Raw genomic sequence first — 15,823 nt, 5'->3', positions numbered from 1 at the left:
CGTAAAAAGGGAGTTGTGACATGCAACAGACTCAAAGTGAGAATCCAATACTGAATCCGGTATTCTCACCGAATAGTGATCTTTTCTTCTCGTCTGTGTACCGGACTGTCAGAGGGAAAGGGATCAGCCAAGTTATCACCACCCCTGCCATTCACGGTGAAGACAGCCTGAGTGAATTCCAGCAGGTCATACATCAGGCGTTCGCCGCCGAAAAAGCCAAAGGCGTTGATAATCCTATCCTGATCGGTTCGATTCCGTTTGATGTCTCCGAACCATCCTGCCTGTACATTCCTGAAAGTGTTGAAGTGACCGAACATCAGCCGGATGCCTTCGGCGCGCTCAGCGGGATGTCAGTCAGCAAACCATTGCAGGTTGTGGCCAGGCGCAGTGAGCCGGAAGAATCCGTGTTCAAGCAGGCTGTCGCGCAGGCGGTGGAAAAATTTCAGCGCACTCAGCTGGAAAAAGCCGTGTTGTCACGGGTACTGAACATTGAGCTGAGCGATGACATATCAGCCAGTGACATTCTGGCCCGGCTGATCAAACAAAACCCGACCGGGTTCCATTTTGCCATTCCGCAGCAGGATCAGTCTGTCTTACTGGGCGCCAGCCCTGAGCTGCTGATCCGCCAGGAAGGGCGGCATATTCTGTCCAACCCGCTGGCGGGTTCGGCGAAGCGACAGCCCAGTGCAGACGCCGATCAGCAAGTCAGTGAAGCGCTGCTGCAGTCGGTCAAAGACAGGTATGAACACCGTCTGGTGATCGATGAGATTGCCCAGCAACTCAAGCCTTACTGCCGCGAGCTGGATGTACCTGCCGGTCCGTCTCTGATCAATACCCCAACCATGTGGCATCTGTCGACCCGGATCGAAGGCCAGCTCAACCCGCCGGCCAACCCAGAAGCCTCACCTTATAACGTGCTGCAACTGGCGTGCCTGCTGCACCCGACCCCTGCGGTATGCGGTTTTCCGTTTAATCTGTCGCGCGATGCAATCAAAGAGCTGGAAGGCTATGAGCGCGGCATGTTTACCGGCATGGTGGGCTGGTGCGATTCGCAGGGCAACGGTGAATGGGCGGTCACTATCCGCTGCGGGAAAGTGCGCGAAAAATCCGTTCGCTTGTTTGCCGGTGCCGGTATCGTCGACGCATCCTGCCCTCAGGCCGAATGGGCGGAAACCGAAGCCAAGCTGGGCACCATGCTCAACGCCTTCGGGCTGGGCGAGCAGGGGGTAGCATGAGTATTGCCTTTACGCCCTGGCCGTCAGACCTTGCCGATCTGTACCGCCGAAAAGGCTATTGGACCGATGTGCCCATGACCGACATCCTCACGCGCCATCTGGATGAGCGTGCTGATCACCTGGCGCTGATTTGCGGTGAACGCCGCTGGACTTACCGCCAGCTTGAGCGCGATGCCGAGCGGCTGGCGGCATCACTGTTGCGGCTGGGGGTGAAACCCGGTGAGACCGCACTGGTGCATCTGCCGAATGTGGCGGAGTTCTACATTGTTTTCTTTGCCCTGATGAAAGTAGGCGTAGTACCTGTAAATGCCTTGTTCAGCCATAACCGGCATGAGCTGACGGCTTACGCCGAGCAAATCCGACCGATACTGGCGATCGTCTCGTCCCGCCACAGTTTATTTGCTGAGGGTGAGTTTGCTCAGGCGCTCAGCCAGCAGGTGCCTTCACTCAGGCACTGGCTGGTCGAGGGGGAGGCTGAGTTTGGCTGCTCGTTAGCCGCGGCCATCTCAGGTACGCAGGTGGAGCAAGGCTCTCACAATGTTCAGGCCGCAGAGGCGCTGACATGGCCGGAACTGACGGCCTCTGAGGTGGCCTTCTTCCAGCTTTCAGGCGGCAGTACCGGCACCCCGAAACTGATCCCCCGTACCCATAACGACTATTACTACAGCGTGCGAGCCAGTGCAGACATCTGCCAGCTGGACAGCGACACCGTCTTCCTGTGTGCCTTACCGGCGCCGCATAATTTTACCCTGAGCTCACCGGGCGCGCTGGGCGTATTCTACGCTGGTGGTGCTGTGGTACTGGCGGCGGAGCCAAGCCCGATGACCTGTTTTCCGCTGATCAAGCGCCACCAGGTCACCATGACGTCTCTGGTGCCACCGGCTGTCACCCTGTGGTTGCAGGCCGCCGCGGATGATCGCTCGGCGCTGGACAGCCTGCAATGGCTGCAGGTCGGCGGCGCCCGCCTCGGGGAAAGCCTTGCCCGTCGTATTGAACCCGAACTGGGCTGCCGTTTGCAGCAGGTGTTCGGCATGGCCGAAGGCCTGGTCAATTACACCCGGTTTGACGACAGCGAGTGGCATGTGCTGAATACCCAGGGACGCCCAATCAGCGACGATGACGAAGTGCGCATCGTGGATGAAGACGGTCAGGATGTGCCGCGCGGCACCCCCGGCGCCCTGCTGACCCGCGGTCCTTACACCTTCCGCGGCTATTACAACAGCCCGGAACACAATCGCGTCGCGTTTGATCAGGACGGTTTTTACCGCTCCGGCGATGTGGTGGTGATGACCGAAGACGGTTACCTGATAGTGGTCGGCCGTGACAAAGATCAGATCAACCGCGGCGGCGAAAAAGTGGCTGCCGAAGAGATCGAAAACCAGCTGCTGGCCCTGCCGGAAATCACCCAGGCCGCACTGGTTGCCATGCCGGATGCCGTGATGGGCGAGAAAAGCTGTGCCTTCATTGTCACCTCTAATCCCAAGCTGAAAACCCTCAGCATCCGAAAGCACCTGCGGACGTGCGGTATCGCCGATTACAAGCTGCCGGACCGTATTGAGAAAGTCGACGCCTTACCGATGACGCACGTCGGCAAAATCGACAAAAAAGCCCTGCGACAGCTAATTGCCAACCAAGTACAAGCCCAGTCACAGCCTCAGCCAGAAAAGGACGTTTTATCATGACTATTCCAGCATTACCGACTTATACCATGCCTGCTGCCGAGGCTTTTCCCGCCAACAAAGTGTCGTGGGCCTTTGAACCGCAAAAAGCGGCGTTCCTGATCCACGATATGCAGGAGTACTTCGTCAGTTTCTATGAGCGTGACAGTGCCCTGATGCAAACCCTGCTCAGCAATCTGGTTGCCCTGAAGGGCTTTTGTAAAGCCAACGGCATTCCGGTGATCTACACCGCCCAGCCCAAAGAGCAGAACATGGCCGACCGGGCATTGCTGAACGACATGTGGGGGCCGGGCCTGAACAAATCCCCTGAGCTGCAGCAGGTGGTTGCGGCGCTGGCGCCGGAAGCGGGCGATACCGTGCTCGACAAATGGCGTTACTCGGCGTTTCAGCGCTCGCCGCTCGAGCACATGCTCAAAGAGCTGGGCCGGGATCAACTGCTGATCGGCGGAATTTACGGCCACATTGGCTGCCTGATGACGGCGGTGGACGCCTTTATGCGCGACATCAAGCCTTTCATGATCGGCGATGCGATTGCCGATTTCTCACTGGAAGAGCATGAAATGGCGCTCAAGTATGTGGCCGGTCGTGCCGGTATGGTGGTCTCGAGCGCTTCGCTGATCGGCACAGCTCAGCGGGCTGGCTCACCGCACAGCGAGTTGCCGGAAGTCCTGACCCGTGGCGGCTTGCTGGCTCGCATTGCCAGGCTGGTGGAAGAAGAGGAAGACGAGTTTGATCCTGAGGAGAACCTGATCGACTACGGCCTGGATTCGGTGCAGATCATGTCATTGATCACCGAATGGCGTAAGCACGGGGTGGTGATGAATTTTGTCCAGCTGGCCGAAACGCCGACCTTCAACCACTGGTGGGGATTACTGGAAGAAGCCCTGAACAATGTGGACCAGGAGGTGCAGGGATGACAGCACTCAATACCGCTCAGCACGGGCTGTGGCTGGGACACACGCTTAACGAAGACAAGGCGCTGTTCAACACCGCCGAATGCATCGTGTTTGACGGCAAAGTCGATGCCGGCAAACTGGAGGTAGCTGTGCGCCAGGCGGTGGCGGAAAGCGAATGTCTGTCCTGTTACTACCGCAGCGAGAATGAACAGCCTTATCGGGTTGCTGCTTCTGAGCCTGTGGCATTTACTGTGACGGATCTCGAACCGTGCGGCGGACAAGACGCCGAGCTCGCGGCCGTCCGGCGCTGGGCCGAACAGGATATGATGCTGACGTTTGATCTTGAGCAGCAGTTGCCCGGCCGCTTTGCGCTGCTTCGCGGCGAACAGCAGGATTATCTTTATAACTGCGTCCACCACATTGCGCTGGACGGCTTCGGGACCACGCTGATCTTCCAGCGGATCGCCGAGATTTATTCCCTGCTGGTGCAGGGCGTGCCGGTCACGCCTTCACCTTTCGGATCTTTCCAGGCGGTGCTGGATGAAGATCAGCAGCGTCGCGACTCCGGCGCCTATGACAAAGCCCGTCAGTTCTGGCTCGATACCCTGGCCGGCAATACGGCGCCCTCATCGTACAGCCGTGAGGTTGCACCGATTGCGGCCCGTTTTCACCGCCAGAGCAGCACTTTCAACGACAACCTCTGGCAGCAGTGCCAGAGTCTGGCCGATCAGTATCAGCTGACCTGGGTTGATATCTTCCTCGCCGCACTGTGTACGCATCTGCGTCACTACAGCGACACTGAGCAGGTTGTACTGGGGATGATGGTGATGAACCGTCTGGGTTCGAAATCCCTGACAGTGCCCAGCATGCAGATGAACATAGTGCCGCTGGTGGTCGATGTCTGCGGTGATGACGATCTGCTGAGTGTGGCGCGCAAGGTTGCGGCACACAAAAAGAAAATGCGCCGTTTCCAGCATTATCGCTATGAAGATCTGCGCCGCGATCTCAACCGGGTCGGCGGCAGCCAGCGTTTATATGGCGCGCTGGTCAATATCATGCCGTTCGATCATCCTCTGCAGTACGCCAATCTGGCGGCTGAGACCCTGAATCTCAGCGCGGGCCCGGTGGAAGATCTGACCATCGAGCTGCACGCGAAATCGGAAGGCCTGCCGGTGGTGGACTTTGATGCCAACCCGGCGGTGTATGCGCAGGGCGATCTGGCGAACCTGCAACAGGAATTGCTGAGTCTGCTGACAAACTGGCTGACGGCACCGACTCAGACGACGGAAACATTGCTCGGCGGACTGCATGCCCGGGACCGGCTGGACGCTGTGATCCGAAATGAGGAAACAACTCTGGCGGACACTGACGTGACCTCAGTGCTGGCCGCGATCCGTCGCCATGCCGCTCAGCACCCGGACGCGATAGCGCTTGAGCAGGATGGGGTGTCGCTGACTTACCAGAGCCTGATGGAAAAAGCCGATGCTGCTGCCAGTGCTTTGCTGGCACAGGGGGTGCAGCCGGGAGAGAAAGTCGGGGTGGCACTGAGCCGCTCTCTGCCTTGTATCACCACAGTGCTGGGGGTGATGCTGAGTGGCGCCGTCTACGTGCCGCTGGATCCTGAGCAGCCGATGGAGCGTCAGAGCAGCATTGTCAGCCAGGCCGGTATTCGCACTGTGATCACTGAGGCCCAGCACCAGCATCGTCTGTCAGCTCTGCCGGTTACGATTCAGCTGGCCGGTCATCTGCATGCTGCACCTGTTGCCTTGCCGGACACGGCGAGCTCAGATCTGGCCTATATCATGTTCACGTCCGGATCGACCGGGCAGCCAAAAGGCGTGGCTATCAGCCATCATGCGATGAATCATTTCGTGGCCGCCGCCGCCATCAGGTATGGCGTAGCTGCGAGTGATCGTGTGTTGCAGTTTGCCCCGTTCAACTTCGATGCCAGCATCGAAGAGATTTTTGTCACCCTGAGTCAGGGCGCCACGCTGGTACTGCGGACCGATGCCATGCTGGAGTCGATGGCAAGCTTTTCTGACTCGGTGCAAGCCGCCAGGATCAGCCTGCTGGATCTGCCGACAGCGTTCTGGAACGAATGGGTGGTCAGTCTGCAGGCCGGCACAGCCACACTGCCGGACAGCTTAAAAGCCGTGATTATCGGCGGCGAAGCCGTGTACCCCGAGCCGCTGGCTCAATGGCAGAAAGTGGTTGAGCAGGCCGGGATCGCGAACGGTGTCCGCCTGTTTAATACCTATGGCCCGACGGAAACCACAGTGGTGGCCACCTGCAGCGAACTGCAGGGTTTTCACGCTGAGCACAGTCAGTTACCTATTGGTCTGCCGCTGCCCGGTGTTGAGGTGCTGGTGCTGGATGCGCAGTTCCGTCCGGCGACCACCGGTGAGCTGATCATTCTGGGCAACACTCTGGCAGACGGTTATCTGGGCCAGCCCCATCCGGCCTTTACCCGTCTGCAGGTGGGCGATGTGCAGCGCCGGGCTTATCGCACCGGCGACCGGGTAACGCTGACCGATGGCCAGCTGACCTATCTGGGACGCATCGATAACGAATTCAAAATCAGCGGTTACCGCATCCAGCCGGGTGAAGTGGAATCTCATCTGCTGGCCTTGGACGGGGTAGAAGAAGTCTGCGTGCAGGGCATGGTGTTCGACAACGGCATCCGTCGTCTGGTTGCTTTTGTTGCCGGCGAACAGCACGAAGATTTTGATGCGCTGAGCATCAAAAAAGCGCTGCAGGCCCATCTGCCAGCGGCCATGATCCCGACCGATTTCCGCTTTTTTGCCAGCCTGCCGAAAACCGGCAGCAATAAGGTGGATCGCAAAGCTCTGGTGGCCGGCTATCACAATGACAGCGCCGAGCAGGTGCTGGCCAGCGAAACCGAAAGCCGGGTCGGCACGATCTGGCAGCAGATCCTCGGGGTCAGTGCGATTCAGTCGCAGGACAATTTCTTTGAGCTGGGCGGACAGTCCTTGCAGACCATCCAGATTGTGAACCGCCTGGGCGCGGAGTTTGACGTCAGCATTAAGGTGTCCGATGTGTTTGACCGGCCGATCCTGAGTGATTTCTGTCGCTATCTCGATGAGATGCAGCAACAGAGCGAAGACGAAGTGGAGATGGTGTGGTGATGGCAGCGCAGCAGCAAACAGCAATGACCTTCAGTGGTCAGTTCGAGAACAAAGTGGTGTGGGTGACCGGGGCAGCCCGTGGAATCGGACACGCGGTCGCCATGAGCTTCCACCAGTTGGGCGCTCAGGTGATTGGTCTGGATATTGATTTCAGCGCCGCGCGTGAAGCGGGTATTGAGCATCCCTTTGCCATCTATGAGGCGGATATCAGCAACCCGGAGGCGGTCAGAGCCGTGGCGCAACAAATTCTGGCTGATGCGCCTGTGATTGATGTGCTGGCCAATGTCGCGGGGGTTCTGCGGATGGGCCAGACCGAGGAGCTGACCGTGGAGGACTGGCACACCTGCCTCAACGTCAATGCGTCCGGCGTGTTTTACCTGCTGCAGCAGGTGATCCCTGTTTTCAAGCAGCAGCGTCACGGCGCTGTGGTGACTGTCAGTTCCAATGCGGCACATGTGCCGCGTCAGCACATGACAGCCTACTGCGCGTCCAAAGCGGCACTGAGCAGCCTGGCTAATTGTGCTGCTCTGGAGCTGGCACCCTATGGCGTGCGTTGCAATCTGGTGTCACCGGGTTCAACCAATACCCAGATGCAGCGCTCACTGTGGCACAGCGATGATGCCGAGCAGCGCACTATTGCCGGTTTCCCCGAGCAGTTCAAGCTGGGGATCCCGCTTGGCAAAATCGCTCAGCCACAGGAAATCGCTCAGGTTGTGGTTTTCCTGGCGTCCGATCTGGCCAGCCATGTCACCATGCAGGACATAGTGGTGGACGGCGGGGCCATTCTTAACGCCTGAGCAGGCGCCCAACAGTGAAACAGGAAAACACGATGACAGACATGATTTCATTTTTGGCGGATCTTGAGCGCAAAGGCGTCCGGCTGGCACTGAATGAGAAAGGTCAGCTGATCTCTCAGTGCAGCAAGCAGGCACTGACACCGGAGATCGGACAGCAGATCCGCGACAATAAAGACGCCATCATCCGTTGCCTGAGCGCCCGCCAGGCCTATGAGCAACCCATTCCGGTACAACAGGCGGCCTCCGGGCCGCTTTCTTTCTCGCAAAGCGGTTTGTGGTTTATCGAGCAATACGAAGACAACTCGCACCTGTACAACATGCCGGTGCATTTTCGTCTCACCGGCAAGCTGGATGTCGGGGCGCTGGAATACGCCTTCTCGGCACTGGCGCAAAAACATGCCAGCCTGCGAACCCGCTTTATTCGCAACAGCCAGGGTAAAGGCGAGCAGCACATTGCGCCGCAGACTGAGCTGACGGTAACGCACCATGACTTGTCCCATCTGGACAAAGCCGCGCGTGAGCAGGCACTGCTGAAAATGGTCGAGGAAGACATTTACCGGCCGTTTGATCTGGAACAGGGCGGTCTGACCCGGGTCGAGCTGGTCAGGCTGGGGGAGGAGGAGCATCTGCTGATGCTGACCCAGCACCACATCATTTCTGATGGCTGGTCGGTGAAAAACATGTTTGCCGATTTCAAGCAGGCCTTTCTGGCGTATCAGAATAACCAGCAGCAGCCGGTGACACCGACAGCGGTCAACTATATCGATTACGCCCACTGGCTCAACTCACCGGCGTTTCGTGACTACCATGAAGAGTTTCGGCCGTTCTGGGTCGAGCGCCTGAAAGGCATCCCGGAAGTGCATGCCCTGCCGCTGGATAAACCGCGCCCGGCCAGTCACAACAATGACGGCGCGCTGGTGTTCTCTGAGATTTCTCTGCCGAAGTGGCAGCAGTTCCAGCGCCTGTGTCAGCAGAACAGCAGCTCGTATTTTATCGGCCTGCATGCCGTGTTCTCGCTGCTGATGGCCCGTCTGGGCGGTGATAAGGATGTGGTGATCGGGACACCGCTGGCCTACCGGGAGCGCGCCGATATCGAAGATGTGGTGGGCTTTTTCGTCAATACCATAGTGCTGCGGACCCAGCTTGATGAGCGCCTGACCTTTGCCGACTATCTGCGTTACTGCCGTGAGCAGGATCTGGCGGCCTTTGATCATCAGTTGTTCCGATTTGAATCTCTCAGCGAAGCGATCGGGGCCGACCGGACCACAGCCCTGAACCCTATCTTCCAGATCATGCTGGTCTATCAGGCCAAGGTGGATTTTAACGATCTGATCCCTGGCTGTGGCGCAGTGGAAGAGCCTTCGCCGGTACTACCGGCAAAAACCGATCTGTCACTCAAGGTCACCGAACTGGTTGACGGCGTGCGGCTGGAATGGCTCTACAGCAAAGGCGTGTTTGAACATCAGACCGTGGCACGTTTTGCAGACATGTTCCTGATGTTGCTGGACGGTATTCTGGCGGCGCCTCACGCCAATGTGATGCAGTTGCCTATGGTTGATCACGCGCATCAGGACAGCATCGCTCAGGCACTGGCAAGTTTGCCTGCCCGCGTCGATGCCCCCATGTTGATTCATGACCGAGTGAGCCGTCATGCGGCAGAATGTCCGGCCCAGCCGGCGGTGACCGGTTTCGACCGGACGCTGACCTATCAGGAACTGGATCAGGCGGCAAACCGGCTGGCGCATTATTTACTGACTCAGCAGCCGCACAGCGAACCTCAGCCTGCGGAGAACAAAATTGGCGTGGTGGCCAGCCGGACCACTCAGTATGCGGTGGCGGCGCTGGCAGCCTGGAAAGCCGGGATGAGCTATGTGCCGCTCGATCCTGCCTATCCGACCGCCCGCTTGCAGCATCTGGTCGATGATGCACAACTGGCTGTGATTATTGCGCCGGATGCGCGGTTTGCTGAATCTCATGCGGCATTGACGGGCTGCCAGATCATCAATGTGACCGATGAGCCGATCATCGCGTCGCTGTCTCAGGCGCCGGACACACCGCCCGCCGTGAATGTCAGCGCGGAAGATCTGGCTTATGTCATTTATACCTCGGGCTCGACTGGTCTGCCGAAAGGAGTGGAAGTCGAGCACGGGGCGTTTGTCAATGTGCTGACCGACCATACCAGCCGACTGGCGCTGACCCCGGACAGCGTGATGTTTAATCCTATGTCGCTGGCTTTTGATGCCGGTAACATGACGGCCATCCTGCCCTTGTTTGCCGGGGCGCAGCTGGTGCTCGGCGAACCGGATGACACTTTGCTCGATCAGGCCGAGGCGCATGGCGCCACGCACATGATCAGCTCGACGGCGCTGTTTGCCGCCATGACACCGCGTCCGTTGAGCTCGCTCAGAACGGTCGGCTTTGGCGGTGAAGCGTGTCCGGCCACCCTGGCGGCCAGCTGGCAGGGTACATTGCGCCTGCTCAATATGTACGGTCCGACTGAGTTTACTGTGACTGCACTGGTCAAAGAACTGCAACCGGGTGAGCCGGTGACCATAGGCCATCCGGTCGATAATACTCAGGCCCTGATCCTTGATGCACAGGGCCAGCTGTGCCCTGTGGGTGTCGCGGGCGAGTTGTGTCTGGCCGGTCTGGGCCTGGCGCGGGGTTACCTGAACCAGCCGGCATTGACGGCCAAAGTGTTTGTGACTGTGGAGATTGGCGGACAGAGCGTGCGCTGTTACCGCACCGGCGATAAGGCACGCTGGCTCAATAACGGCGAGGTGGAATACCTGGGACGCATGGATCAGCAGGTGAAACTGCGCGGTTACCGGATTGAACTGGCCGAAATTGAAAGTCAGATTGCCAAAGTGGCGCCGCAGCTGCATCAGGTGCGGGTGATTGTCGCCGGGGAAGGCGCGCAGCGCCAGCTGGTGGCCTATGCCACCGCTGAAACCTCATCGGCCGTGAATCAGCGACAGCCGGACCCGGGGCAGATCCTGTCTGCCGCGGCGCGGATCTTACCGGAATACATGGTGCCGGCAGAGCTGATTATGCTCGATGAGCTGCCGCTGACAGTGAACGGCAAGCTGGATATCAGCCGCCTGCCTGAGCGTCAGATCACGACAGGAGACGGGGTTCAGCCGGAAAACGACATGGAAGCGCAGGTGCTGGCGATCTGGCAGGAAGTGCTCAATACCGAACTGGGCGTGGAAGATGATTTCTTCCGCCTCGGCGGCGACTCAATCCTGAGTATCCAGCTCAACACCCGGCTGCGTGATGCCGGTTTTGCCTGCACCGTGAAAGATGTGTTTGAAGCCAAGACGGTCCGTAAATTGTGCCGGACCCTGGCCGCGCATGCTGAGACTGAACGGGCGGTTGACGCTGAGCAGGGCCAGCTGTCCGGCAGCTTTGATTTGCATCCGATTCAGCGCTGGTTCGATGCCCAGCCTTTCGCCCGTCCGGCGCACTGGAATCAGGCGGTGGTGCTGGCCATTCCGGATCTGGATTCGGCCCGCCTGACTGAGATCATGACCCGGTTACTGGCCCATCATGATGCCTTGCGTCTGCGGGTCACTGAAGAAAATGGCGTGCGGCGCCAGCGTTATCAGGCCTCTGTGACTGTCCCTGAACTGACAGAGCTGGATGCCGCCGGGATGACGCAAGAGCAATTGTATGATGCCCTGACAGCGCTGCAGTCGCAGTTTGATCTCGTCAACGGGCCAGTCATGGCCTGGGCGCGGATCCGTCATCTGCCGGGTGAGGATGCCACGGCGTCCCGGACCGGTCTGTTCCTGGCGCTGCACCACTGGGTGGTCGATGCGGTCTCCTGGCGGATCCTGGCTGATGATCTGCAGCGCTTGTCACAAGGACTGCCGCTGGCGGAGAAAACCTCCAGCTACCGTCAGTGGGGCGAAGCGCTGAAGGATTACGCCGAGCGCCATCCTGCGCAGTTTGACTACTGGCGCAGCCAGCTTGATAAAGCCAGCCACAGCGGACTGCCGGCTGTGCTCAATCAAGACAGTGACGGTAAGGTGATTCCGAGTCAGGCCATGCTGCAGCTGGATCAGGCGGAGACCGACCGTCTGGTTGGCCCGGCCAATACCGCCTTCAGCACTGAGGTGCGTGATCTGCTGCTGTCAGCCCTCAGCGTGACACTCAAGGCGCTGGGCTGGGGCGAACAGTCCACCGTCATGCTCGAAGGTCATGGCCGGGAAGAGATTGGCACACAACTGGATGTCAGCCGCACCGTGGGCTGGTTTACCAGTACCTATCCATGCACTGTGGCGGTGCAGCCGTCACTGGCTGAAACCATCAAACAGGCCAAAGAAGCCCTGCGTCAGATCCCGGATAACGGGGTCGGTTTCAACGCCCTGCGCTGCTATCACCCTCAGGGTGATCAGCTGACCTTCTCGCCGGTTGTCTTTAACTATCTCGGCCGTCAGACCCAGAAACAGGGACAGCAGGCCGAGCTGTGGCGGCCTTTGCCTGTGGTGCCGGGGCAAACGGCCTCGCCACTGAACCCGGGCGCGGAGCTGCTCAGTCTGCATGGCGGGATCTACGACGGCCAGCTGACGCTGCGTCAGGTCGGGGTGCTGGATCAGGCGCTGAGCGAACAGTTCATGGCCGCTTTCAAAACCCACCTGCTGGACATGATCCGTTACTGCGAACAGCATGCGGAATCTCACGGGCGGCAGTCGACACCATCGGATTATCCGCTGGTCAGTCTGACTCAGCCGGAACTGGACAGGCTGAGCGAGCGGTTTGACATAGACGCACTGCTGCCGGCTTCGTCGCTGCAGCAAAGCATGTTTGCCCATCAGCAGCGCTGTCCGGACGATGACGCCTATCTGCTGCAGACGCCGATCTGTTACCGGCAGCCGGTGGATCTGGCGCGATATCAGCAGGCATGGCAGGCCGTCTCGGCAGCTTACCCGGCTTTGCGGACCGTGCTGATCGGCCCTCACAGCACAGGTAATCAGCTGATCCAGGTGGTGCAGCGTCAGCCGGTTCTGCCGTTCGAGGTGGTGGATCTGACCGGCGAGGACAATGCAGAGGGGCTGATCGCCGAATACTGCCAGCACGATCGTCAGCGCGGTATTGCGCTGGATGGCGATACCTTGCTGCGCGTGCGCTGTTTCCGTCTGGCCGATGACGACATCCGGGTGATCGTCAGCTGTCACCATGCTGTGATTGACGGCTGGAGTGGCCCGCGTCTGTTTGCGGCGCTGCATCAGGCCTATGAGGCGCTGGCGGATCATGATAGTGATGATCTGTCCGCTTTGCTGCCGGTCGATCAGGCCTATCTGGCCCATGCTGAGTATGCGCTCAGCAGCCAGTCGGATACGGCTGCCTTCTGGACAGGCAAAGCACTGGCAACGGCTCAGGCTGATGATTTAACTGTGCTGTTCGGGCCGGATTTCGCCACTTCACCGCTCCAGCAACAGCCTGACGTGGTGAAAACCGTGCTGAGCGCGCAAGCCCAGACGGCGCTGCAGCACTTTGCGCGTCAGGTCGGCGTGACTCACAGTACCGTGGCGCAGTTTGCCTGGCACCGCCTGATTGCCCGTCTGACCGGCCTGCCATCGTTTAAAGCCACCACTATCGTGGGCAATGTGGTCCCGGGGCGTGATGCGCCGGTGGCCGGTATTGCCGCCAGTGTTGGGCTGTATATCAACACCTTGCCGCTGATCATGACCTGGCAGGATGGCGATTCGCTTGCCAGCCAGCTGACTCAGCTGCAGGGAGAAGCCATGGCGCTGAACCAGCATGCGACCCAGTCGCTGATGGCCTTGCAGGCCGGCCGCGGCCGCCTGTTTGACAGCGTGTTTGTCTATGAGAACTATCCGCGCGCTGAGGCAGATGCCAATCGTCAGAAGGAGACGGACGACGCAAGACTGCGTCCTGAGTTTGGCCCGGCGTTTGAAAAAGTGGAGATCCCGCTCAGTCTGGTCGTCAATGAAGTGGGCGGCCAGTTATCGCTGCGCTTTGAATTTGATGCCATGCAGATCGAGCCATCGCGGGCCAGTGAAGTGCTGATGTTGTGGCAGGCGGAACTGCTGCAGGTGATCGCTGCCGAGCCGCAACAGGCATTGCCGCTGACCCCCTTTGAAGTCGCTAATCAGGCTGTGCCGTCTCAGGCGGCGAAGGCTCAGCCAGAGCAAACACACACTGAGCAGGGCGTGATGTCGCCTGAAGTGGCGCGTCTGATCAGTGAGGTATGGCAGCAAAGTACCCTGCAGCCGGTGACGCCGGACAATGACAACTGGTATCTGCCTTTGTGCGCGCTGGGGATAGATTCGCTGGCTGCTATTGGTCTGGTGCAACGCCTGAATCATGCGCTGAATATGCACGATGTGCTGGCGATGGGGGTCACGCAGCCTGTGACCTTAGCTTTTCTGTATCAGCATGCCACACCGGATGCGATGTGCCGGGCACTGAGTGCTGAGCGCGCGCAATGGGGACAGCCGGCGGGTGCTGACCAAGCGGAAAGGGAGACGGCAGATGCTGGCGAGTAACGAGCAGAGTGAGCAAAGCCTCGCCCCGGATCCTATGCGTTCAGCGTCTGTGCACTTAACGGCTATGCTGGAGGCCGCCCTGATCGGGGCGGCCGAATCCGGGCAGGTGGCGATTGATTTTGGCGAGCAGTCCGTCAGCTATCGCGAATTGCGGGTGGCAGTCAGCCGGGTGCAATGGCAACTGAATCAGGCAGGTTTGCAGCCGGGCAATCGGGTGGGGATTCACTTGGAACGGTCACCGGCCTTGATTGCAACCTTGCTGGCCTGCCTGTTGTCCGGCATTGCTTTTGTGCCGCTCGATCCCTTGTTTCCTGCAGGCCGGTTAAAAGACATTGCGGAGGAAGCGCAGCTGGATGCGGTGCTGGAGACGGGCAGAGAGGAGGCCGAGCCCATCGGCTTTTGCTGTCCGGTGCTGGCTGTGGATGCTGAAGGAGCACGGCAGCCGCAAGCGGGCAAGGCGGTGCCAATCAGCCCCCCTTCACTGCCTCCGGAAACCACGGCCTACATGATGTTTACCTCGGGTTCGACCGGCAAGCCGAAAGGGGTGGTGATCAGTCATCAGGCGCTGGCAACATTCTTGTGTGCCGCCGTGGAACGACTGGGACTGGATGATGAGTGTCACTGGCTGCTGATCACCACGATCGCCTTTGATATCTCAATGCTGGAGATTTTTGCCCCTTTGCTGGTGGGCGGCCGTTTGCGGCTGACCACCAGCGAAGAGCATAAAGATCCCCATGCGGTTGCCGCTATTCTGACACGTTATCCCTCGCTCAATACGCTTCAGGCCACGCCGACTTTCTGGCGGATGCTGGTCAATACCGGCTGGCAAGGGCAAGCCGGGCTGAGGGCTCTGACAGGTGGCGAAGCCTTGGATAGCGGGCTGGCGCAGCAGCTATTATCGCGCTGCGCGGTGCTGTGGAACTGCTATGGCCCGACAGAAGCGACGGTCTGGTCACTGATGTCACAGGTGCAGCCTGATCAGCCGGTGACCATAGGCCGCAGCCTGACCGGTTATGGTCACCTGGTGCTGGATGACAATGATCAGCCGGTTGCTGTGGGTCAGGAAGGTGAGCTGTGTATTTACGGTGATGCGCTCAGTGACGGTTACTGGCAACGGGCAGATCTGACCGCGCGTCAGTTTGTCACCCGCGGTGATGGCCTGCGCTATTACCGAACCGGTGATAATGTCCGGCGGCTGGCGGATGACTGCTATCAGTACCTTGGCCGCCTGGACGGTCAGGTTAAACTGCGTGGCTACCGGATCGAGTTGGGGGAAATTGAAGCGCGCCTTCGCGGTCTGGAGCTGGTCAGGGATGCCGCAGTCACGCTGGAAGGCGAGGGCGAGCAGGCCATGCTGGTGGCGTACCTGGAACAGGGGGAGCGCAGCGAAACCGGTTCGCCGGCGATGACCCGCCTGCAACTGCGCAAGGCCCTTGCGGCCCATCTGCCCGGTTATATGATCCCGGGACGTTTTGTCTGGCTGACCCGCCTGCCGACAACCGCCAGCGGAAAAGTGGATCGCAAACGGCTGGCGGTCAGCTAACCCGGTCGGATG

7 protein-coding genes are annotated in these 15,823 nt (G+C 59.4%); all 7 read left to right on the top strand.

What is annotated here, in order from left to right:
• Positions 1–20 precede the first annotated feature (20 nt).
• Genes D6M16_RS09465 through D6M16_RS09435 form a run of 7 tightly spaced genes read left to right on the top strand, consistent with a single transcriptional unit; the run spans position 21 to position 15,811 of the window.
• Entirely contained in the window at positions 21–1,235 is a 1,215-nt protein-coding gene (locus D6M16_RS09465) for an isochorismate synthase (protein ID WP_120511563.1), read from the top strand.
• Complete coding sequence (locus tag D6M16_RS09460) at positions 1,232–2,917, top strand: (2,3-dihydroxybenzoyl)adenylate synthase (protein WP_120511562.1); 1,686 nt, start codon at positions 1,232–1,234, stop codon at positions 2,915–2,917. The genes D6M16_RS09465 and D6M16_RS09460 overlap by 4 nt, the downstream gene beginning before the upstream one ends.
• On the top strand, positions 2,914–3,831 hold the full coding sequence (locus D6M16_RS09455) for an isochorismatase (protein WP_120511561.1): 918 nt from the start codon (positions 2,914–2,916) through the stop codon (positions 3,829–3,831). The genes D6M16_RS09460 and D6M16_RS09455 overlap by 4 nt, the downstream gene beginning before the upstream one ends.
• The gene (locus D6M16_RS09450) at positions 3,828–6,956 is read left to right on the top strand and encodes a non-ribosomal peptide synthetase (RefSeq protein WP_120511560.1); all 3,129 of its coding nucleotides are present in this window, start codon (positions 3,828–3,830) and stop codon (positions 6,954–6,956) included. The genes D6M16_RS09455 and D6M16_RS09450 overlap by 4 nt, the downstream gene beginning before the upstream one ends.
• Positions 6,956–7,753, top strand: a complete 798-nt coding sequence (gene dhbA / locus D6M16_RS09445; RefSeq protein WP_276131391.1) for a 2,3-dihydro-2,3-dihydroxybenzoate dehydrogenase — start codon at positions 6,956–6,958, stop codon at positions 7,751–7,753. The genes D6M16_RS09450 and dhbA overlap by 1 nt, the downstream gene beginning before the upstream one ends.
• Positions 7,754–7,785: 32 nt before the next feature.
• Positions 7,786–14,268, top strand: a complete 6,483-nt coding sequence (locus D6M16_RS09440) for a non-ribosomal peptide synthetase (RefSeq protein WP_120511559.1) — start codon at positions 7,786–7,788, stop codon at positions 14,266–14,268.
• A complete protein-coding gene (locus D6M16_RS09435; protein ID WP_120511558.1) occupies positions 14,255–15,811 on the top strand; it encodes an amino acid adenylation domain-containing protein in 1,557 nt (518 codons plus the stop codon). The genes D6M16_RS09440 and D6M16_RS09435 overlap by 14 nt, the downstream gene beginning before the upstream one ends.
• Positions 15,812–15,823: the final 12 nt, after the last annotated feature.

This window comes from Photobacterium salinisoli, from assembly GCF_003614885.1.
GTDB classification, from domain to species: Bacteria; Pseudomonadota; Gammaproteobacteria; order Enterobacterales; family Vibrionaceae; genus Photobacterium; species Photobacterium salinisoli.
Note: the sequence above shows the minus strand (reverse complement) of the source record. Positions and strands in the feature narration are given on the sequence as shown.